The organism is Microbacterium paraoxydans (genome assembly GCF_018224615.1).
GTDB classification, from domain to species: domain Bacteria; phylum Actinomycetota; class Actinomycetes; order Actinomycetales; family Microbacteriaceae; genus Microbacterium; species Microbacterium paraoxydans_B.
In genome coordinates this window covers 1-20,489 of sequence record NZ_JAGTUK010000002.1, presented here as the reverse complement: position 1 = coordinate 20,489, position 20,489 = coordinate 1, and the positions used below count along the sequence as shown (strand labels likewise).

Annotated in this window: 22 protein-coding genes; 9 read left to right on the top strand and 13 right to left on the bottom strand. The window is 72.0% G+C overall.

What is annotated here, in order from left to right:
- Positions 1–48: 48 nt before the first annotated feature.
- Complete coding sequence (locus KE274_RS05720) at positions 49–1,518, top strand: catalase (RefSeq protein WP_211541757.1); 1,470 nt, start codon at positions 49–51, stop codon at positions 1,516–1,518.
- Between the two features lie 145 nt (positions 1,519–1,663).
- On the top strand, positions 1,664–2,464 hold the full coding sequence (locus tag KE274_RS05715; RefSeq protein WP_211541755.1) for an alpha/beta fold hydrolase: 801 nt from the start codon (positions 1,664–1,666) through the stop codon (positions 2,462–2,464).
- A gap of 3 nt (positions 2,465–2,467) precedes the next feature.
- On the opposite strand, the gene msrA is transcribed toward KE274_RS05715, so the two are convergent.
- The 10 genes from msrA to KE274_RS05665 form a co-directional block, all read right to left on the bottom strand.
- Positions 2,468–3,013, bottom strand: a complete 546-nt coding sequence (gene msrA / locus KE274_RS05710) for a peptide-methionine (S)-S-oxide reductase MsrA (protein WP_211541753.1) — start codon at positions 3,011–3,013, stop codon at positions 2,468–2,470.
- Complete coding sequence (gene msrB / locus KE274_RS05705; protein ID WP_211541751.1) at positions 3,010–3,498, bottom strand: peptide-methionine (R)-S-oxide reductase MsrB; 489 nt, start codon at positions 3,496–3,498, stop codon at positions 3,010–3,012. Before msrB ends, msrA begins: the two co-directional genes overlap by 4 nt.
- Positions 3,499–3,607: 109 nt before the next feature.
- Positions 3,608–4,525: a DUF4862 family protein gene (locus KE274_RS05700; RefSeq protein WP_211541749.1), complete on the bottom strand. Its 918-nt coding sequence runs from the start codon at positions 4,523–4,525 to the stop codon at positions 3,608–3,610.
- Positions 4,522–5,208, bottom strand: a complete 687-nt coding sequence (locus KE274_RS05695) for an N-acetylmannosamine-6-phosphate 2-epimerase (protein WP_211541747.1) — start codon at positions 5,206–5,208, stop codon at positions 4,522–4,524. The genes KE274_RS05700 and KE274_RS05695 overlap by 4 nt, the downstream gene beginning before the upstream one ends.
- Positions 5,205–6,137, bottom strand: a complete 933-nt coding sequence (locus KE274_RS05690; RefSeq protein WP_211541746.1) for an ROK family protein — start codon at positions 6,135–6,137, stop codon at positions 5,205–5,207. The genes KE274_RS05695 and KE274_RS05690 overlap by 4 nt, the downstream gene beginning before the upstream one ends.
- Positions 6,137–7,081 (bottom strand): dihydrodipicolinate synthase family protein, encoded by a 945-nt coding sequence (locus KE274_RS05685; protein ID WP_211541744.1) that lies wholly within the window; start codon positions 7,079–7,081, stop codon positions 6,137–6,139. Before KE274_RS05685 ends, KE274_RS05690 begins: the two co-directional genes overlap by 1 nt.
- 16 nt (positions 7,082–7,097) lie before the next feature.
- Complete coding sequence (locus KE274_RS05680) at positions 7,098–7,898, bottom strand: ABC transporter ATP-binding protein (protein WP_211541742.1); 801 nt, start codon at positions 7,896–7,898, stop codon at positions 7,098–7,100.
- Positions 7,895–9,946 carry a dipeptide/oligopeptide/nickel ABC transporter permease/ATP-binding protein gene (locus tag KE274_RS05675; protein ID WP_211541740.1) on the bottom strand — a complete coding sequence of 684 codons (2,052 nt, stop codon included), beginning with the start codon at positions 9,944–9,946 and terminating at the stop codon, positions 7,895–7,897. The genes KE274_RS05680 and KE274_RS05675 overlap by 4 nt, the downstream gene beginning before the upstream one ends.
- Position 9,947: 1 nt before the next feature.
- The gene (locus KE274_RS05670; protein ID WP_307872157.1) at positions 9,948–10,904 is read right to left on the bottom strand and encodes an ABC transporter permease; all 957 of its coding nucleotides are present in this window, start codon (positions 10,902–10,904) and stop codon (positions 9,948–9,950) included.
- Positions 10,905–10,984: 80 nt separating this feature from the next.
- Positions 10,985–12,583, bottom strand: coding sequence for an ABC transporter substrate-binding protein (locus tag KE274_RS05665; protein ID WP_211541738.1), 1,599 nt, complete (start codon positions 12,581–12,583; stop codon positions 10,985–10,987).
- Positions 12,584–12,712: 129 nt separating this feature from the next.
- On the opposite strand from KE274_RS05665, the gene KE274_RS05660 reads away from it, so the two are divergent.
- From KE274_RS05660 to KE274_RS05640, 5 genes are all read left to right on the top strand, one after another.
- Positions 12,713–13,435: a FadR/GntR family transcriptional regulator gene (locus tag KE274_RS05660; RefSeq protein WP_249186110.1), complete on the top strand. Its 723-nt coding sequence runs from the start codon at positions 12,713–12,715 to the stop codon at positions 13,433–13,435.
- Positions 13,436–13,485: 50 nt separating this feature from the next.
- On the top strand, positions 13,486–14,403 hold the full coding sequence (locus tag KE274_RS05655) for a DUF808 domain-containing protein (RefSeq protein ID WP_211541737.1): 918 nt from the start codon (positions 13,486–13,488) through the stop codon (positions 14,401–14,403).
- Positions 14,404–14,500: 97 nt separating this feature from the next.
- Entirely contained in the window at positions 14,501–15,040 is a 540-nt protein-coding gene (locus tag KE274_RS05650; RefSeq protein ID WP_211541735.1) for a GNAT family N-acetyltransferase, read from the top strand.
- Between the two features lie 4 nt (positions 15,041–15,044).
- The gene (pnuC, locus tag KE274_RS05645) at positions 15,045–15,752 is read left to right on the top strand and encodes a nicotinamide riboside transporter PnuC (RefSeq protein ID WP_211541733.1); all 708 of its coding nucleotides are present in this window, start codon (positions 15,045–15,047) and stop codon (positions 15,750–15,752) included.
- A 105-nt stretch (positions 15,753–15,857) separates the two neighbouring features.
- Positions 15,858–17,240, top strand: coding sequence for an LLM class flavin-dependent oxidoreductase (locus KE274_RS05640; RefSeq protein ID WP_211541731.1), 1,383 nt, complete (start codon positions 15,858–15,860; stop codon positions 17,238–17,240).
- 35 nt (positions 17,241–17,275) lie between these two features.
- Here the strand turns inward: KE274_RS05640 and KE274_RS05635 are convergent, their stop codons facing one another.
- Positions 17,276–18,121: a helix-turn-helix transcriptional regulator gene (locus tag KE274_RS05635; RefSeq protein ID WP_211541730.1), complete on the bottom strand. Its 846-nt coding sequence runs from the start codon at positions 18,119–18,121 to the stop codon at positions 17,276–17,278.
- A 121-nt stretch (positions 18,122–18,242) separates the two neighbouring features.
- Between KE274_RS05635 and KE274_RS05630 the strand changes: the two genes are divergently transcribed.
- Positions 18,243–19,184 (top strand): SDR family oxidoreductase, encoded by a 942-nt coding sequence (locus KE274_RS05630; RefSeq protein WP_211541728.1) that lies wholly within the window; start codon positions 18,243–18,245, stop codon positions 19,182–19,184.
- 6 nt (positions 19,185–19,190) lie between these two features.
- On the opposite strand, the gene KE274_RS05625 is transcribed toward KE274_RS05630, so the two are convergent.
- Together KE274_RS05625 and KE274_RS05620 are read right to left on the bottom strand one after the other, a co-directional pair.
- Positions 19,191–19,367 carry a hypothetical protein gene (locus KE274_RS05625; RefSeq protein ID WP_211541726.1) on the bottom strand — a complete coding sequence of 59 codons (177 nt, stop codon included), beginning with the start codon at positions 19,365–19,367 and terminating at the stop codon, positions 19,191–19,193.
- On the bottom strand, positions 19,364–20,113 hold the full coding sequence (locus KE274_RS05620; RefSeq protein WP_307872156.1) for a MerR family transcriptional regulator: 750 nt from the start codon (positions 20,111–20,113) through the stop codon (positions 19,364–19,366). The genes KE274_RS05625 and KE274_RS05620 overlap by 4 nt, the downstream gene beginning before the upstream one ends.
- Positions 20,114–20,254: 141 nt before the next feature.
- Here KE274_RS05620 and KE274_RS05615 point away from each other — a divergent pair.
- Positions 20,255–20,489: putative immunity protein (locus KE274_RS05615; RefSeq protein ID WP_368856134.1), on the top strand; the 235-nt coding region annotated here is incomplete at its 3' end.

Below are 20,489 nucleotides of genomic sequence, written 5' to 3'. Positions count from 1 at the left end.
TCCCCCGACGGCGTCGTTCGGCGTGCCCGCGCGCAGAAGGAGAACACCATGTCGAACCCCACCGGGTCGAACCGTCCGGCCACCACCACGCAGACGGGAACGCCCATCGCGAGCGACACCCACTCCCTCACGGTCGGCGCCGACGGCCCCACCGTGCTGCACGACCACCACCTGGTGGAGAAGCTCGCGTCGTTCAACCGCGAGCGCGTGCCGGAGCGCAACCCCCACGCCAAGGGCGGCGGCGCGTTCGGTGAGTTCGTCGTCACGGAAGACGTGTCGCAGTACACCAAGGCGGCCGTGTTCCAGCCGGGCGCCACGTCCGAGACGCTGCTCCGCTTCTCCTCGGTCGCGGGCGAGCAGGGATCGCCCGACACCTGGCGCGACGTGCGCGGCTTCTCGCTGCGCTTCTACACGACCGAGGGCAACCTCGACATCGTCGGCAACAACACCCCCACGTTCTTCCTCCGCGACGCCATGAAGTTCCCCGACTTCATCCACTCGCAGAAGCGCCTCGGCGACTCAGGTCTGCGCGACGCCGACATGCAGTGGGACTTCTGGACCCTGTCGCCCGAGTCCGCCCACCAGGTGACCTACCTCATGGGCGACCGCGGCCTCCCCCGCAGCTGGCGGCACATGAACGGCTACGGATCGCACACGTACGCGTGGGTCAACGCGGCGGGCGAGCTGTTCTGGGTGAAGTACCACTTCCTCGCGCACCAGGGGGTCGAGGCGATGAGCCCGGAGGAGGCCGAGAAGCTCGCCGGCACCGACGCCGACCACTACCGCCGCGACCTGTTCGAGTCGATCGCCCGCGGCGACTTCCCGAAGTGGGACCTCTACATCCAGGTCATGCCGTACGAGGAGGCGAAGGACTACCGCTTCAACCCGTTCGACCTGACCAAGACGATCTCCAAGAAGGACTACCCGCGCATCAAGGTCGGCACGCTGACCCTGAACCGCAACCCGGAGAACTTCTTCGCCCAGATCGAGCAGGCCGGCTTCGCCCCGGGCAACCAGGTGCCGGGCACGGGCATCTCGCCCGACAAGATGCTGATGGGCCGCATCTTCGCGTACCCCGACGCGCAGCGTCACCGCATCGGCGCGAACTACAACCAGCTGCCGGTCAACCAGCCGCACGCCGCCGAGGTGCGCAACTACCAGCACGAGGGCTCCATGCGGTACCAGTACAACGACGCCGCCCACCGCACCTACCAGCCGAACTCCTTCGGCCCCGCGGGCGGCCCCGAGGCCGACCCGGTGAAGGGTGCCGAGGCGAACTGGGCAGCCGACGGCGAGCTCACCCGCGCGGCCGCCACGCTGCACGCCGAGGACGACGACTTCGGTCAGGCCGGCACGCTGTACCGCGAGGTGTTCGACGGGGAGCAGCGCGCCCGCTTCCTCGAGACGCTGACCGGCCAGGGCCGCTCGATCACGATCGACGCGATCCGCGAGCGCTTCTTCCAGTACTGGACGAACGTGGACGCCGAGCTCGGCGCCGCGCTCCGCGACCGGGTCTGAACGGCTCGGGGCCCCTCCCTCCGTCATCCGGGGAGGGGCCCCGTCGGCGGGGACCCCGACGAGACGCCCCCTCCTGCACTGTGCCCGCAGGAGGGGGTTCGTCGTGTTCCGGCCCGGCGGCTGCCGGAGGGGGGAGGATGGTGGGGTGGCCGTTCCCCTCTCCGACCTGACCGCGATGCCCGCCCCGCAGCACGTGTACGCCCCCGACGGCACGCGCCTGGCGACCTACACGTGGGGGGAGCTCGACGCCCCGGTCGTGGTGGCCGTGCACGGCTTCGCGTCGAGCGCGCGCGACAACTGGGTGCTCACCGGCTGGGTGCGCGAGCTCACGGCGGCGGGGTACCGCGTGCTGGCGCTCGACCAGCGCGGACACGGCCAGAGCGAGAAGCCCCACGAGGCCGCCGCGTATGCGATCCGCACGCTGGCGACCGACCTGGAGACCGTGATGGACACGTATCTCGTCGACGACGCGTTCTACCTCGGCTACTCGCTCGGGGCGCGCGTGGGGTGGGAGGTCGTGCGCGAGCTGCCGCACCGCATCGGGCGGGCCGTGCTCGGGGGCGTCCCGGACGGGATCCCGCTGGCCCGGCTCGACCTCGACGAGGTGCGCGCGTACCTGGCCGACGGAACACCGGTGTCCGACCGGACGACGCAGAACTACATCGCGCTGACCGAGCGCGTGCCCGGCAACGACCTGCGGGCACTCGTGGCCCTGGCCGAGGGCCTGCGCACCTCGGGAACGATCGACCCCGACCCGGCCCAGGCGCCCTCCCGGCCGATCCTGTTCGCGACCGGGTCGAAGGACGCGATCATCGAGGGCTCGCGGGCGCTGGCGTCCGCGGCCCCCGACGGCCGGTTCGTGGAACTCCCGAACCGGCATCACTTCAACGCGCCGGGCTCGCGCGACTTCAAGGAAGCCGCGCTCGCCTTCTTCGCCGAGGGCTGAGCGTCAGCTCGCCGCGGCGTCCTCGCGCTTCGGCAGCACCCAGCCCGCACGCGGGAAGTGGCACGTGTAGCCGTTGGGGTACTTGATCAGGTAGTCCTGGTGCTCCTCCTCGGCCTCCCAGAACGGGCCGGCCGGCTCGATCGTGGTGACCGCCTTGCCCGGCCACAGCCCGGAGGCGTCGACGTCGGCGATCGTGTCGCGGGCGACCTGCTCCTGCTCGGGAGTGAGCGGGAAGATCGCGGAACGGTAGCTCGAGCCGATGTCGTTGCCCTGACGGTTCAGGGTGGACGGGTCGTGGATCTGGAAGAAGAACGCGAGGATGTCGCGGTAGGTCGTCTGCGTCGGGTCGAACACGATCTCGACGGCCTCCGCGTGGCCGGGGTGGTTGCGGTAGGTGGCGTGGTCGTTCTCACCGCCCGTGTAGCCCACCCGGGTGTCGAGCACGCCGGGCTGGCGGCGGATGAGGTCTTCCATGCCCCAGAAACAACCGCCGGCGAGCACGGCGGTCTCGGTTCCGGGCGTACGGGTGATGGTTCCGGTGTCGGTCATGACTGCTCCTCAGCGGTGTCGGGGGTGCGGGTGTCGGGGGTCTCGGTGAAGAGGCGGCTGTAGCGACCGTACCCCTCCTCCTCCAGCCTGTCAGCCGGGATGAAGCGCAGGGCCGCGGAGTTCATGCAGTAGCGCAGCCCGCCCTCGGCCGCCGGACCGTCGTCGAACACGTGGCCCAGGTGGCTGTCGGCCCCGGAGGACCGCGCCTCGGTGCGGGTCATCCACAGCGTGCGGTCGGTCTTGGTGGTCACCGCGGCCTCGTCGATCGGGCGGGTGAAGCTCGGCCAGCCGGTGCCGCTGTCGTACTTGTCGGTCGAGGAGAACAACGGCTGACCGGAGACCACGTCGACGTAGATGCCGTCCTCGTGGTTGTTCCAGTAGGCGTTGCGGAAGGGCGGCTCGGTGGCGTCCTGCTGCGTCACCTCGTACTGCAGGTTCGTCAGGGCGCTGACCGCCTCGGGGGTCTTGCCGTAGTCGTTCGACATGAGTGGCTCCTTTGTCCGACGCCGCTGGCTGCGGCGTCATAGAGGAGAACCAGGGGCGGGGCGGTTTTGGTCCCGCGGGGCTGGGAGCGGCCTGTGAGTTTCGCCCGGCTCAGGCGGCGCGCAGCACGGCGAGGTGGCGCTCGGCCGTGCGCCGCACCTCCGCGGCGGTCGTGTCCTCGGGGCGTCGGGCGACCTTGAGGCCGAGCCACTCGACGTCGCCCGCCGCCGCCAGTGCCGCCGCGACGTGTGCCGCGTCGAGCAGCGACCGCGACTCCGGGTGGGTCTCCGCAAACGGCAGGTGCGCGTCGATCCACGGGTAGCCGTAGGGACTCGCCACCGCGGCCGCCCCGGAGAGCGCGAGCCCGGCCAGCAGCCCGGACGCGGCGGCTTCGGCGATCTGTGCCGTGACGGCGTCGGCGTCGCGCAGCTCGATCGCGGAGCGGCCCCAGTTCAGCCACAGCCCCACGGGCACCGCGGCCGCCCGGATCGCGGCGACCTCGGCCGCGAGCGGCAGGAACCCCTTCTCGGGCGTCCGGCCGGGCACGTGCGCGTCGCAGTGCTCGATCACCAGTCGCGCGCCCGACCAGTCGAGTGCGGCGACCTCGGCCAGCGACCGGGCCAGCGGCTCGACCGCACCGGTGCCGCGCGGCGCGGTGTGCAGCGTGACCACGGCGACCTCGGCCGCGCTCTCGCTGCGGAGCCGTGCGACGTCGGCGGCCACGCGGCGCAGGTCGGCGACCGCGGCCGCACGGCCCTCGGGGTCGGACGACGCCAGGCCGTAGCGGGGGTCGTCCGCCACGCGGCGCATCACGAACGGCACGGGGGTGACCGCGAGCGGCACGGCGGGCACGTGCGCGAGGAACCAGGCGTCGTCGTGCGGGTGCAGGCCGCCCGTCCACGGCACCTCGAGCCCGGCGACCCCGGGGAGCGCGCACAGCACCGGCAGCAGCTCGGCCTCCAGCGCCGGGTCCCACCGCGCATGCGCCGGGGACAGCGGGTACGCGCTGACGAGGATCGGCGCGGTCATGCGTGCGTGCGCGCGAGGGCGTCCGCGAACCACGACGTGATGGTGGCCGGGTGGGTGATCGCGGTGCCGACGCACACCGCGAGCGCGCCCGCCGCGATCGCCGCCGCCGCGTGGTCCGGGGTGTGGATGCGCCCCTCGGCCACGATCGGGCGCGTGCAGCGCTCCGCGATGAGGCCGATCAGCTCCAGGTCGGGCCCGTCGGTCTTCGGCCGCTCGCCCGTGTAGCCCGACAGGGTGGTGCCGAGGATGTCGGCACCGGCGGCCTCGGCGGCGACCGCGTCGTCGAGCGAACCGCAGTCGGCCATGATGAGCGCGTCGGTGTGCGCGCGGATCCCGGCGACGGTCTCGGCGAGCGTCCGGCCGTCTGGGCGCGGTCGCCGCGTGCCGTCGATCGCCACGATGTCGGCTCCCGCGTCGGCCACGGCCTTCGCGTGCTCCAGCGTGGGGGTGATGAAGACGTCGGCGTCGCCGTCCTTCCACAGGCCCACGACGGGCACCGGCAGCTCGGCGACCGCGCGGATGTCGTCGAGACCCTGCACCCGGATGCCGATGGCACCGCCGACGAGGGCCGCGGCGGCGACCTGCGCCATCGTGCGGGGGTCGCGCATGGCCTCACCGGGGTACGCCTGGCACGAGACGATGAGGCCGCCGCGCAGGCGGTCGATGGTGTCGGTGAATCTCATGGGGTCCTCCAGGCGGATGCGGCTGCTCCTCGCAGCGGGGCGTCGTCGCCGAGCGCACCCGGCAGGATCGGTGTGGACTGCAGGGCGTCGATCGCTTCGGCGCGGTAGGCCGCGCGCATCGGGCCCCACCACGGCTCGCCGATGTTCGGCACGCCGCCGGTCACCACGACACGCTCGGGGTCGAGCAGCGCGGCGGCCCCCGCGAGTGCCCGGCCGACCGCGGCGGCGGAGTCCTCGAGCGCGCGCAGGGCCAGCCGGTCTTCCGCGGTCGCGGCGGCGGCCACGGCCCTGGCGTCGCGCAGCCCGGGGTCGCCGCCGAGCGACAGGTAGTGGCGGTGCAGGCCGAGACCGGAGCCGATGGCCTCCAGGTGTCCGCGACGTCCGCACGGGCAGCGCAGGTGCTCGGCCCCGGGGGTCGGCACGTGCGCGATCTCGCCCGCCACGTGGTGGGCGCCGCGGGCCGGGCGGCCGTCGAGGATCAGGCCGGCCCCGACCCCGGTGCCGACCGCGACCACCAGGGCGCTCGCGGCGCCGGCGGCCGCCCCGTGCCGGTACTCCCCCGCGGCATGGGCGTCCACGTCGTTCTGCACCGCGACCGGTGCCGCGGGACGCAGCCGCGACCCCAGGGCCGTGCGCACCAGGGCGGCGAGCGGCGTGCCCGGCCAGTCCGCGAACGTGTCGGTGGCCGACACGATGGTGCCGGTGGCCGCGTTCACGACCCCGGCCGTGCCGATCCCGACACCCGCAAACGTCGCACCGGCGGGCAGCAGCCGCTCGGCCAGTGCCGCCACGGTCGCCACGACCGCGGCGGGTCCGTCGGCGGCGGGGGTCGCGGCCACCTCGGTGCGCAGCAGCACGTCGGAGCGGTCGGCCAGCGCCGCGGCGGTCTTGGTGCCCCCGATGTCGACGGCGAGGACGACCTCGGGCATCACACCGCGACCGGGAGCAGGCCGAGCTCGTCGAGGATGGCGCGGATCGCGGCGACCGCGCCGGCGTCGAGCGTCTGCACCGTGTCGGCCATGGTGGCGTGGTCGATGATGCCGCGGGCGTGCATGGCGGCCTTGAACGCGCCGACCCCGGTGGCGTCGCCGGAGAGTCCGCGCGGCTGGAACACGATGTCGAACAGGCGGTTGATGCGCTCCTGCTCGGTGCGCGCTGCGGTCCAGTCGCCCCGCTGCGCGGCGTCCCACAGCCGCACGTAGCCCGCAGCCTCGACGTTCGCGAGCCCCGGCACGACCCCGGCGGCCCCGACGAGCGCCATCGCGTCGACCACGACCTCGTGCCCGGTGAGCAGCTGCAGCGGCCGCCCGGCGGCCTCGTTCGCGGCGACCAGGCGGCGGAACGACACGTCGTCGCCCGAGGAGTCCTTGACGCCCTGGATCACGCCCTCGCTGCCGAGCTGCACGAGCAGGTCGACGCCGAGCTTGGTGTGCACGCGCACCGGCACGTCGTACGCCCACAGCGGCGCGTCGATCGCGGCGGCGATGGTGCGGAAGTGGTCGGCGATCTCGGCGGCCGAGTTCAGCGTGTACAGGGGTGCCGTGGTGACGATCGCCTGCGCCCCCGCCTCGACCAGGCGGCGGGCGGTCTGGATGATGCGCGGGGCGGTCAGCTCGATGGCTCCGGCGATCACGGGCACGCGGCCGGCGTTCGCGGCGACGATCGTGCGCAGCAGCGCGACGCGCTGGTCGTCGGTGAAGTAGGCGGTCTCGCCGGTCGAGCCGAGCGCGAACAGCCCGGACACGCCCTCGCCGATCAGGCGGTCGACCAGGCGGCCCAGCGAGGCGTGGTCGATCGTGCCGTCCGGGAGGAGCGGGGTGGCGACGGGCGGGACGACGCCCGAGAACGAAGGGGCGGTGGAGGCAGAGGGCATGGCGGTTCCGGTCGTTTCAGTGGTGGGGGTCGAGCAGCGAGGGCGCAGCGCCCAGCAGCGTTCTGGTGTAGTCGTCGGCGGGGTCGTCGAACACGCGGGCCGCGTCGCCGAACTCGACGACCCTGCCCCGGTTCATGACGGCGATCTCGTCGGACAGGTAGCGGACGGTCTGGATGTCGTGCGAGATGAAAACCATCCCAAGGCCGAGCTGCTCCTTCAGGTCGGTCAGGAGGTTGAGGATCTGCGCGCGCACCGACACGTCGAGCGCCGAGGTGGGCTCGTCCGCGACGATCACCTGCGGGTCGAGCACGAGCGCCCGGGCGATCGCTACGCGCTGCCGCTGCCCGCCGGAGAGCTGGCTGGGCAGGGCGTCGAGCGCGGACGCGGGCAGCCCGACCAGGCCGATCAGGTCGCGCACCTTCCGCGACCGGCTGGCGGCCGTGCCGAGGCGGTGCACCTGCAGCGGGTCGAGCAGCGCGTCGCGCACGGTCATGCGGGCGTTGAGCGCGGTCGCCGGGTCCTGGAACACCACCGACAGGATGCGTCCGAGGCGCTTTCGCACGGCGGGCGTGAAGGACCGCACGGGCTCCCCGCCGAACACGACCTGCCCGCTCGTGGGCTTCTCCAGGCCGATGAGCACCTTCGCGGATGTCGACTTGCCGGAGCCGGACTCGCCCACGATGCCGAGCGTCTGCCCGCGGCGCACCGTGAGGGAGACGCCGTCGAGCGCATCGACGTAGCGGGGGCGGAACAGCGACGACGCCCTGGTCTTGTAGCGGACGTGCACGTCCTGCAGCTGGATGACGGGCTCGCTCATCGTCCTGCTCCGATCGCCTCGACGGGCGCATCGTCGGGATGCGCGGAGTAGTAGTGCTCTGTGCCCTCGATGCGACGGCGCACGGGCTCGACGCCCGCGTAGCGCGCCGGGTCGGACGAGCGCGGGGCGAAGCGGTCGCCCGCGGGGAAGTCGCGCGGAGACGGCACCACGCCGGACACCTGGTGCAGCCGGTCGGATCCGGCCTCGATCGACAGCACGGCCCCGAGCAGCCCCTGCGTGTACTCGTGCACGGGCTGCGTCAGCACCTCGCGCGTCGTCCCCTGCTCGACCACCTGTCCCGCGTACATCACGGTGATGCGGTGCGACAGCTCGGCGACCAGGGCGAGGTCGTGCGAGACGAACACGAGCGCGAACCCGAGCTCCCGCTGCAACCGCATCAGCAGCTCGACCACCTGCGCCTGCACGGTCACGTCGAGCGCCGTGGTGGGCTCGTCCGCGATCACGAGGCGCGGGTCGCGGGTCAGGGCCATCGCGATCAGCACGCGCTGCCGCTGGCCGCCCGACAGTTCGTGCGGGTAGGAGGCGAGCGTGCGCTGCGGGTCGAGGCCCACCAGCTCCAGCAGCTCCTGGGCCGTGCGGGTGCCGCCGCGTGAGGTGAGCTGCTTCAGCTGCGAGCGGATCAGCATCGCCGGGTTCAGGGAGCTCAGGGCGTCCTGGTACACCATCGCGATGTCGTGCCCGCGGAGGGCGTTGCGCTCCTTCGGGGAGAGCTGCAACAGGTCCCTGCCGTCGAACAGGATGCGGCCGCGGATGTCGGCCTTCGGGTCGAGCAGCCCCATGATCGCAAGCGAGGTGATGGACTTGCCGCAGCCCGACTCGCCCACGAGCGACATGGTCTCGCCCGGGCGCACCGTGAAGCTGACGTGGTCGACCACGTCGACGTCACCGTGGCGCGGGAACGAGATGCACAAGTCCTGAACCTCCAGCAGCGGCGCCGCGTCTCCGGTGTACTCGAGCCGGTCGGTGCGGCTGAGCTCGCGCTCCCGCAGCTGGGCCAGGCGCTCGGCGAGAGGCACGGCCTCCGCGGTGGGCACCAGCACGTCGGGCACGCCGCTGGGCACGGAGAGGTTCACGGCCGTGTCGACCGTGGCGATCACGTGCGTGTCGTCGGGGGCGGCCGCGGCCTCCAGCTCCTGCGTCGACTCCTCGGTGTTGGCGGCGTCGGCGGTCACCTTGCGGGCGCGCGGCGACACCATCGCGTCGGTCATGCCCTCGGACAGGATGTTGAGGCACAGCACCGTGATCATGATGAGGATGCCGGGGAAGAAGGTCGCCCACCACGCGCCGCTCATCAGCAGGTTGCGGCCGGCGGCGATCACGTTGCCCCACGACGGCTCGGGGTCGGGCACCCCGGCCTGCAGGAACGACAGCGACGCCTCGAACACGATCGCGTCGGCGACCAGCACCGTGGCGAACACGAGCACGGGGGCCATGGCGTTGCGGGCGACGTGCCGCACGATGATGCGCGGGGTGCCCGCTCCCATCACCCGCACCGCCGAGACGTAGTCCTCGCCGTACTGGTCGAGGATGTTGGCGCGCACGATGCGGGTGAGCTGCGGCACGTAGAGGAACGCGATGGTCAGCACGAGCACGGGCAGCGACTTGCCGAACACCGCCACGAACACGGCGGCCAGCGCGATGCCGGGGAACGACATGATCACGTCCATGACGCGCATCAGGGTCTCGGAGATCCACCGCGGGGCGGTCGCGGCGATCGTGCCGAGCACGCATGCGACGGCCAGCGCGACGAGCGTGGCGCCGAGGCCGATCACGAGCGAGTAGCGGGCGCCGTAGACCAGGCGGGAGAAGATGTCGCGCCCCTGCCTGTCGGTGCCGAACCAGTGCTCGGGACCGGGGGCCTGCACGGGCGTGCCGGAGGCGAGCGGGTCGTACGGCGAGATCAGCGGCGCCAGGATCGCGGCGAGCGCGATGAGCGCGAGCACGGTGAGGCAGATGATCGAGCCGAGGGAGAGCCGGCCCCAGCGGAGGCCGGGGACGGAGAGTCGTTCCGTGAGTCTGCGTCGCATGTCACACCGCCCGGATTCGAGGATTGATGAGCACGTACAGGAGGTCGACGATGATGTTGATCACGACGAACGCGAGGGCGACCGCGAGCGTCACTCCCTGCACGAGGTTCGGTTCGTTGTTGGTGACGCCGTTGAGGATCAGGGTGCCCATGCCGGGGATCGCGAAGATGATCTCGATCACCACGGCGCCGCCGAGCAGGTAGCCGATGCGCAGGCCGAGCACCGTGACCGGGGTGATGAGGGCGTTGCGCAGCACGTTGCGGCCCACCACGATCACGCGCGGGATGCCGGCGCCGAGCGCGGTGCGCACGTAGTCGCGGTCGAGCTCCTCCACCATCGAGGTGCGCACCACGCGGGACAGCTGTCCGATCACGGGCACGGCGAGCGCCACGGCAGGGAGGGTCATGCGGGCGAGCCAGCCGGACGGGTCGGTCCAGAAGTCGGGCAGGGGTCCGGAGGCGGGCAGCAGTCCGAGGCCCAGCGTGAACAGCTGGATGAGCAGGATCGCGAGCCAGAACGACGGCGTGGAGAGCGCGGCGACACCGAACACGCGGATCACCTGGTCGGGCCAGCGGTCGCGGTAGACGGCGGCGAGCACGCCGATCACGAACGCGACGATCACGGCGATCAGCAGGCCGAGGAAGGTGAGCGCGAGCGTGACGGGGAAGGCACGGGCCACCTCGTCGATCACAGGGAGGCTGCGCGCGGAGTAGGTGCCGAGGTCGCCCTGCACGAGGCCGAACAGGAAGTTCACGTAGCGCACGAACAGCGGAAGGTTCAGTCCGTGCTCTTCGCGGTAGGCCTCGAGGGCTTCGGGAGACGCGGTCTCGCCGAGCGCGGTGCGCGCCGGGTCGACGGGCGAGAACGACATCACGAAGAAGACCAGGAACGTGATGCCGAGGATCATCAGCGGCAGCTGCAGTAGTCGCCGTCCGACGAGGCGGAGCGTGGTGGACACGTGCCGCTCCTTCCGGGTGGGGTGGGGGTGGCGGGGGCGCTCTCTTCGGGTGAGCGCGCCCCCGCGTGGTCGGGCCGGTGCTACTTCGCCGCCACGCCGACGTCGAGGAACGACAGTCCGGTGGTGGGCACGGGCTGGAAGCCGACGAGCTCCTGGCTGCTCCAGGCGGTGGGCAGCTTGCGGTGGAACAGCGGGTACAGCACGGCCTGGTCGGAGATCAGGTCGAACGCCTGGTTCCAGGTGTCCTGCTGCTCGTCGCCCTCCTGCGTCACGGCGGTGTCGAGCAGGGTGCGCAGCTCGGCGTATTCGGGCGAGTCGGCCCAGGCGGTGCGGGTCTGCGTCCAGACGTTCTCGCCGTACCACCAGTTCAGGAGCAGGTCGGGGTCGACGCCGAACACGGACGGGTCACCGGGGGCGATGGCGACCGTGTAGTCGCCGGAGTCGATCTTCTCGTACATGGACGCCGACTGGCTGATGTCGAGGGTGGTGTCGATGCCGATCGCGTCGAGCGACTCCTTGATCAGCGGGGCGACCTCCTTGACCCAGCCGGTGTCGGTCATGCGCAGCGTGATGGCGAGGTCGGAGACCCCGGCCTCGTCGAGCAGTTCCTTGGCCTTGTCGGGGTCGTACGTGTAGACCGTGGACGCCTCGTGGTAGTTGGGGTAGTCCTCGGGCAGGAACGACGTGGCCGGGGTGGCGTTGCCGAGCATGCCGGTCTCGATGATGGTGTCCATGTCGAGCGCGTAGTGCAGCGCCTGGCGCACGCGCACGTCGTCGAACGGCGCGGCCTTCGTGTTGAACATCATGAACAGCAGGCCGAACGACTGCACGCTCTCCACGTCGGCGGAGGCGGCGAGCGCGTCGGCGTCGATGTAGGGCACGTCCTCGATGGCCTGCACGGTGCCGGTCGACATCGCGGTGACGCGGGCGGAGGCGTCGGCGAGGAGGTTCCAGTTCATGCCGGCGGCGAGCGCGGGGCGCGGGCCGTTGTAGTCGTCGTAGCGCTCGAACACGAGCTTGTCCTCGGGCACGGCCGACACGAGCGCGTAGGGGCCGGAGCCGATCGGGTGGGCGCCGAAGTCCTCGGGGTCGGCCTCGACCACGGCCTTCGGGACGATCTTGACCACGCCGAGGCGGTCGTCGATGAGGGAGAACGGGTAGTCGGTGGTGATGCGGACGGTGTCCTCGTCGACGGCGGTGACGGTGTCGATGAAGTCGACGAAGGAGCGGAACAGGGAGTTGTTGGCGGGGTCGAGCACACGCTGGTAGCTGAAGACGACGTCGTCGGCGGTGACGGGGTCGCCGTTCTGGAACGTGGCGCCTTCGCGGAGGTCGATGTCGTAGGTGGTGTCGTCGACCTTGGTGGGGAAGTCGGCGGCGAGCGCCGGGGCGGCCTCCTGCGTCACGGGGTCGAGGTCGATCAGGCCCTCGAAGATGTGCCAGTTGGCGGAGACCGTGACGGCGCCGGACGCGACCATCGGGTCGAAGCTGCCGTTGAGCGTGTAGGAGATCCCGGCCTCGATGATGCCGTCGGGGTCGATCTCGCTCGCGGCGGGGCTCTCGTTCGGGGTGTTCGCGGCGCCGGTGCCGCAGCCGGCGAGCGCGATGGCCGCGGCGACCGTGCCGGCGATCGCCATCGCGAATCGACCCGCGGGGCGGCGGGTGCTGTGTCGGTTCATGTGTGCTCCAGGGTGAAGGGGGGACATCTTGAGGACATCTGATGTCTGATGTACTCTAAACACACGTTCGACCGGATCACAAGAGTGAGATGATCGGAGCGTTTTCCGCCAGGCAGGAGAAGGGGCCCCATGAAGTCCACCACGGGGAGGGCATCGCGCATGCGCCGTGCCACGACGGCCGACCAGATCAAGCAGCTCATCCTCACCCGCGGCCTGACCCCCGGCGACCCGCTGCCCACCGAGGCCGAGCTGTGCGAAGAGCTCGACGTCTCCCGGTCCTCCGTGCGCGAGGCCATCCGCACCCTCTCCACGCTCGACATCGTCGACGTGCGGCACGGCCACGGCACCTACGTCGGGCCGATGTCGCTCGACCCCATGGTGGAGGCACTGGTGTTCCGCGGCGTGCTGTCGCCGGAGGGGTCGCTGCAGGCGTTGCGCGAAGTGGTCGAGGTGCGGCTCGCGCTCGACCTGTCGATGGCGGAGCGCGTGGTCGCCGCCGCCCAGGAGCAGGCCGACACGCAGCTCGACGAGCTCGTGGCCGAGATGGTCGACAAGGCCGAGCGCGGCGAGTACTTCCTCGAGGAGGACAGGGCCTTCCACACGCGGCTGTTCGGTGCGATCGACAACCGCCTGGTCGGACAGCTGGTCGGCGCGTTCTGGGACGTGCACACCGCGGTGCTGCCCCAGCTGGGGATCGCCCAGCCGGACGACATCACCCAGACCGCGAAGGCGCACGGCGACATGCTCGCCGCGGCCCGGGCGGGCGACGTCGAGCGCTACCGTCAGGCGGTCGTCGAGCACTACCAGCCGCTGCAGCGCGTGCTGGCGACGGCGGAGGATGCGCGGTCCTGACCCCGCCGAGTCGGTAGTCTGACCTTCCCCCCACCGGAAAGAGGACTCCCATGTCCGTAGGACTGCTCGCCGTCGTCGACGACATCCTGAGCGCGGCCATGAAGGCCTCCGCGAAGGCCGCCGGCGTCGTGATCGATGACGCCGCCGTCACCCCGCAGTACGTGCAGGGTCTCACGCCGGCGCGCGAGCTGCCGGTGGTCGGGAAGATCGCGCTCGGCTCGCTGGTGAACAAGTTCGTCATCATCATCCCGATCGCGCTGCTGCTCACGGCGTTCGCGCCCTGGGTGCTGCCGTACCTGCTGATCGTCGGCGGCTCGTACCTGTGCTTCGAGGGCGCCGAGAAGGTGCTCGAGTGGTTCGGGGTGCACCACGGCCACGCCGACGAAGGCGCCCGCGACGAGCGGAAGCTCGTGCTCGGCGCCGTCCGCACCGACCTCATCCTCTCGACCGAGATCATGCTCATCTCGCTCGCCAGCCTCGACAAGGGGCTCGACGTGTGGTCGACGCTGGCGATCCTCGCGGTGATCGCCCTGCTCATGACCGTCGCGGTCTACGGCGTGGTCGCGCTGCTGGTGAAGATCGACGACATCGGCCTGAAGATGGCGAAGAACCCGGTGCAGCGCGTGCGGCACACGGGCACCAGGATCGTGCGGTCGATGCCCGCGGTGTTCCGTTTCATCAGCGTGCTCGGCACGGTCGCGATGCTGTGGGTGGGTGGCCACCTGGTGCTGATCAACCTGGGCGAAGTCGGGCTGCACGCCCCCGCTGATCTGCTGCACGCGGTCGAGCATGCGCTCGAGCCGCTGGGCGGGGTCGTGGTGTGGATCGTCGACACGATCATCTCCGCGATCGCCGGGCTGGTGCTCGGGCTGGTCATCGTCGGCGTGGTGCTCGGCATCGCGAAGCTCTTCGGCCGGAAGCCGAGCTTCCACGAGGGCGAGACCTCGCCCGCCGACGTCCACGCCTGACCGCCGGGGCGCGGCGGACCACGCGGATGCGCGACCGCCCCGTCGCGTCCTGCTAGCGTCGGCGATGCGCACCCGAAGCGCAGACGCAGGAGACCCGATGACAGCCGTGCACCTCAGGGATGCCGAGGACGCCGACCTCGACACGATCACCGAGATCCACAACGACGCGGTGGTGCACACCACGGCCATCTGGAACGAGGTGGCGGTCGATCGCGCCGACCGCGAAGCCTGGCTCGCCGACCGCGTGTCCCGCGGCTACCCCGTGATCGTGGCGGTCGACGAGTCCGGGGTGCTCGGCTACGCGTCGTACGCCCAGTGGCGCCCGCACAGCGGCTACCGCCTCACGGTCGAGCACTCCGTGTACGTGCGCGGCGATCAGCGCGGCCGCGGCATCGGCCACACGCTCCTGCGCGAGCTCATCGCCCGGGCCAGGGCCGCCGGCGTGCACGTGATGATGGGCGGTGTGGAGAGCGGCAACGCGGCCTCGATCGCGCTGCACGAGAAGCTGGGGTTCCGCGAGGTCGGACGCATGCCGCAGGTGGGGGCGAAGTTCGGCCGCTGGCTCGACCTGAGCATGCTGCAGCTCACGCTCGACGACCGCCCCGCCCCCGACGCCCCTCTCGCGACGAAGCCCTGAGCCGATGGACCCGCTGCAGTGGCTCGTCGAGGTGTTCTCGTCGCAGTGGGTGCTGCCGGGCGGGCAGACCCTGCTGGTGCGGGAGGTGGTCGGCAACGCGTTCGGCCTGGCCAGCGCGCTGGGCGGCATGCGTCGCAAGGTGTGGGCGTGGCCGGTCGGCATCGTCGGCAATCTGCTGCTGCTGACGGTGTTCCTCGGCTCGGCGCTCAGCCCCGACCCGTCGCTCCCCCACCTGCTGGGCCAGGCCGGCCGGCAGCTCATGTTCATCGCGGTCGCGGTGTACGGCTGGGTCCGCTGGCGCCACGCCGACGGCGGTCGCATCGTGCCGCGGTGGGCTCCGGCAGGGGCGCGCGTGGGGCTCGTGCTGGTGCTGATCGTGGGCACGGTCGCCCTCACGCCGGTGTTCCGCGCGCTGGGCTCGTGGGAGCCGGTGTGGGCCGACGCGTGGACGTTCGTGGGCTCGCTGCTCGCGACCTACGGCATGGCGAAGGGCTGGACGGAGTTCTGGCTGATCTGGATCGCGGTCGACGTGGTCGGCGTGCCGCTGCTGTTCAGCTCCGGCTACTACGCCACCGGCGTGATGTACCTGTTCTACGGGGTGTTCACCGCGATCGGCTTCGTGATCTGGTGGCGGGCGCAGCGGCGTGAGGCCGCGCCGATCGAGATCCTCCCGCCCGATCCGAGCCCCCGCCGCCCCGACGACGACGCCTGACCGAGACGTCTACGAGCGCTGAGCCTGACCGCCGCTCTCGCGAATGTGTCGGTGCGTGTCGGCGGCGCTCGACCACGGCACGGCGGTTCGCGTTTCATGGGTCGCATGACCCGACAGATCCGCTTCAACGCCTTCGACATGAACTGCGTCGCCCACCAGTCGTCCGGGCTGTGGCGGCACCCCGACGACCGCTCGCGGCAGTACAACACCCTCTCGTACTGGACCGACCTGGCGAAGCTGCTGGAGAGCGCGACGTTCGACGGCATCTTCATCGCCGACGTGCTCGGCACCTACGACGTGTACGGCGGCACGAACGAGGCGGCCATCCGCAACGGCGCCCAGGTTCCCGTGAACGACCCGATCCTGCTGGTGAGCGCGATGGCCGCGGTCACCGAGCACCTCGGCTTCGGCATCACCGCCGGTACCGCGTTCGAGCACCCCTACCCGTTCGCACGCCGCCTCAGCACGCTCGACCATCTGACGCAGGGTCGCGTCGGGTGGAACGTCGTGACGGGCTACCTGCCCAGCGCCGCGCGCAACATGGGCCAGGAGGACCAGCTCGGTCACGACGACCGCTACGACCATGCCGACGAGTACGTCGAGGTGCTGTACAAGCTGTGGGAGGGGTCGTGGGAGGACGACGCCGTGGTGGAGGACCGTGAGCGCGGCATCTTCACCGACCCCGCCAAGGTGCACCCGATCGGCCACGAGGGGAAGCACTTCCGGGTGCCGGGCATCCACATCTCGGAACCGTCGCCGCAGCGCACCCCCGTGATCTACCAGGCCGGCGCGAGCCCCCGCGGAGTGCGGTTCGCGGCAGAGAACGCGGAGGCGATCTTCGTCGCCGCCCCGTCGAAGGAGGTGCTCGCCGGCACGGTGAAGCGCATCCGCGACGCCCTGGAGGCCGCGGGCCGCGACCGCTACGACGCCCGCATCTACACGCTGCTCACGGTCATCACGGCCGCGACCAGCGAGGAGGCGACCGCGAAGCACGCCGAGTACCTGTCGTACGCGAGCCCGGAGGGGGCGCTCACGTTCATGTCGGGGTGGATGGGCGTCGACCTGTCGCAGTACGACGAGGACGAGCCGGTCGGCAACGTGGAGTCGAACGCCATCCAGTCGGTGCTGCAGCACCTGAAGGAGGAGGCCGACCTGGGGCGCGAGTGGACCGTGGGCGACTTCGGGCGGCACAACGCGATCGGCGGACTCGGACCCACCGTCGTCGGCTCCGGCGAGGAGATCGCCGACGAGCTGCAGTCGTGGGTGGAGCAGACCGACATCGACGGCTTCAACCTCGCCTACGCGGTGACCCCCGGCACGTGGCAGGACGTGATCGACCACGTGATCCCGGTGCTGCGCGAGCGCGGCGTCTACCCCGAGGAGTACACACCGGGCACGCTGCGCCACAAGCTCCACGGCAAGGGCGACCGCGTGCAGGACACCCACCGCGCAGCGCGCTACCGCGTGGGGGCCGCCGCCCGCGCCTGAGTCGCGCCCACGATGCCCGGACGCCCGGGGGTGCGTCAGGCGAGGAGGGGCCGCGGGGCGAGCGTCGCCAGCAACCGCAGCTTCTCGTGGCTCTCCGACCCCGGCGTCGCGGTGTAGACGAGCAGGAAGTGCGACTGCTCCGGATCGATCAGGCTCTGGCAGGTGAGCTCGAGGGCGCCGACGCTCGGGTGCACGAAGTGCTTCGTCTCGCGCGGCTGCAGCCCGATCTCCTGCCGGTCCCACACCTCCCGGAACTCCGCGCTGCGGGCGTGCAGCGACTCCGCGATGCGCGACGCCCGCGACGGCGTTCCCCGGCGTGCCACGACCTCGCGCAGCCCCGAAGCCCACAGCCGCGACAGGAACGGATGCTCGTCGGGCGCATACAGCTCGCGCGCGGACGGGTCGGTGAACCACCGGTACGCCAGGCTCCGCTCCATCCCGGAGAGCTGCGCCGTCTCGCCCGTGAGCGCCACCCCGAGCGGGGTCTGCCGCAGCGTCTCGCCGAGCTCGCTCACGATCTCGGCCGGCGTGTCGTTCAGGCGGTCGAGGATGCGCAGCATGCCGGGGCTGACGTGGTCGTTCTCGCCGCCGCGCGACGGCGGCTGATGACCGGCGAGGCGGAACAGGTGGTCGCGCTCGGCGACCGTGAGGTGCAGACCCTGCGCGATCGCGGCGAGCATCTGCTCCGAGGGCAACGGCCCGTCGCCGCGCTCGAGACGCGCGTAGTAGTCGGCCGACATGTGGCTGAGCGCCGCGACCTCCTCGCGCCGCAGTCCCTCCGTACGCCGTCTCGCCCCGCGGGAGAGCCCGACATCCTCGGGTTGCAGACTGTCGCGCCGCTGCCGCAGGAACGCGGCGAGCGCCGCCCTGTCGATCGCCATGTCCGCTCCTCCCGCCGCTGCCCTGATCCTCGCATCCCGCTGCGAGGCGCATCCACTGCATGGGGAGTCCTGGTTACGGCGGACGCCGGCCCGCACGCTGGAGGCGACACGAAGGAGCACCATGAGCACTCGCACCCCCGACCTCCCGATCCCCTCTCTCGCCGGCCGCCGCGCACTCGTCACCGGCGGGAGCGACGGGATCGGCCTGCGTATCGCGACGCGCCTGGCGGTGGCCGGAGCCGACGTGGTGCTCCCGGTCCGCAACCCGGCGAAGGGGGAAGCCGCAGCGGCGGCGATCCGCATGACGGCCCCCGGCGCGGAGGTCCAGCTGCTGCCGCTCGACCTGTCGTCGCTGGACTCGGTCGCCGCGTTCGGCGAGGCGATGCGCGCCGACGGTCGCCCGGTGCACCTGCTGATCAACAACGCGGGGGTGATGACGCCGCCGACCAGGCAGACCACGGCCGACGGGTTCGAACTGCAGTACGGCACCAACCATCTGGGGCACGTCGCCCTGGTCGCGCACCTCCTGCCGCTGCTGCGGGCGGGCGAGGCACGGGTGACCTCGCAGGTGAGCGTGGCCGCCGCCCGCGGAGCGCTCGACCTCGACGACCCGAACAGCGAGCGCTCCTACGACGCCATGCGCGCCTACCGGCGGTCGAAGATCGCGTTCGGCCTGTTCGGGCTCGAGCTGGATCGCCGCAGCCGTGCGCTCGGCTGGGGCCTCACGTCGAACCTGTCCCAACCGGGCGTGGCACCGACGAGCCTGCTGGCGGCACGCCCCGAGCTCGGCCGCTCCGGCGATACCCGCGAGGTGCGGCTGATCCGCTGGCTGTCGCAGCGCGGGCTCGTGGTCGGCACACCGGACAGCGCCGCCTTGCCCGCCCTGTACGCGGCGACGTCGCCGTCCGCGCGACCGGGGCGCCTGTATGGGCCGAGCGGGCCCGGGCATCTGGGCGGTGCCCCCGCCGCGCAGCCGCTGTACCGCCCGCTGCGCAGCACCGAGGACGCGGCGCGCAGCTGGGCGCTCTCGGAGGAGCTGATCGGGCTGCGCTTCCCGCGCTGAGCGGCGTCAGTCGGCGTCGCGGGCGAACAGGTTCCGCAGCACGAGGAACACCACGACGGCGACGACCGCGACGATCGCGAGCTTGGCGATGAACCAGAGCACCGAGAACAGGGCGCTCACGATCCACCACGCGATCACGATCGCCAGGATCACGCCGAGGACGGTCCAGATGTTCTTGGTCATGACTCCAGCCTACGGGGGTCGGACGACGCCGTCCTGCCGCCGGACGGCGGAGAATCACCGTCGACGAGCAGCGCGTGCAGGTGCCCGGATGCGCCGAGAAGGGCCACGCTGCGACCGGACAGGTCGGTCAGCCGTGCGGCCAGCAGCTGCCGCACCTCGGCGACGTCGCCGCGCGAGCGCACCGGGGCGAGGATCCGCGCGATCACCGGGATGCCGTACCCGCCCGCCCGGAGCGCCGCGACGATCCGGGCCTCCGTGATCGCGGACGCCCCGTACGACCGCGCCGGGGCCGCGCCCCGCACCGGGTGCACGAGCCCCTCGCGCTCCCAGTGCCGCAGGGCCGACGGCCGTACGCCGAGGGCCGGGGCGAGCTCGGCGATGGTCATCGCGTCGGCCGCGGCGAACACGTCGTCGGCCTCGGACAGCGCCACCTCCAGTCCCCGCAGCGCCTCGGTGACGCGGTCGCGCTCCGCGGCGAGGTCGGCGTGCAGTCGGTCGATGCGCGCCGCGGCGAGCGCCACGGGACCCCGGAGCAGCTCGGGCATGAGCTGTCGCGCGGGCACGGGTCCGAGCGCCGTGGCCAGCTCCCGGTACGCCCGCAGCGCCGTCTCGTGCCGCGCACCGTAGCGGCGGTACCCGTTGGCTCCGCGCGGAGCGGGCGGCAGCACGCCCAGCCGTTCGAGGTCGCGCACCTGCTGCGGTGAGTAGCCGACGCGGCGCCCCAGCGCGGCAGTGGTCAGCAACACCTCTGGACGGTTATGCGGCGAGATCATCGGGTTCCTCGGCTCGAAGTCCACATAGGTGCGTCAACCGCACCATTGAAGCATGAACAAGCACGAGATCATCGAGGCCGTCCAGTGGCGGTGACGGTGGGGACGGCACAGGGGATGACCGAGGCCGAGCGGCGCACCGTCGCCGCGTGGGCCGCCGACTGCGCCGAGCGCGCGCTGCCGCTGTTCGAGGCCGAGGCCCCGGGCGACGACCGGCCGCGCGACGCCGTCGCCCGCACCAGGGCGTTCGCGCGGGGGGAGCTCTCGGCCGCCGGGGAGATCCGGAGGCGGTTCGTCGCCGGTCGTGCCGCGGCGAGCGCCACCACGCCGGCCGGCCGGGCCGCGGCACGGG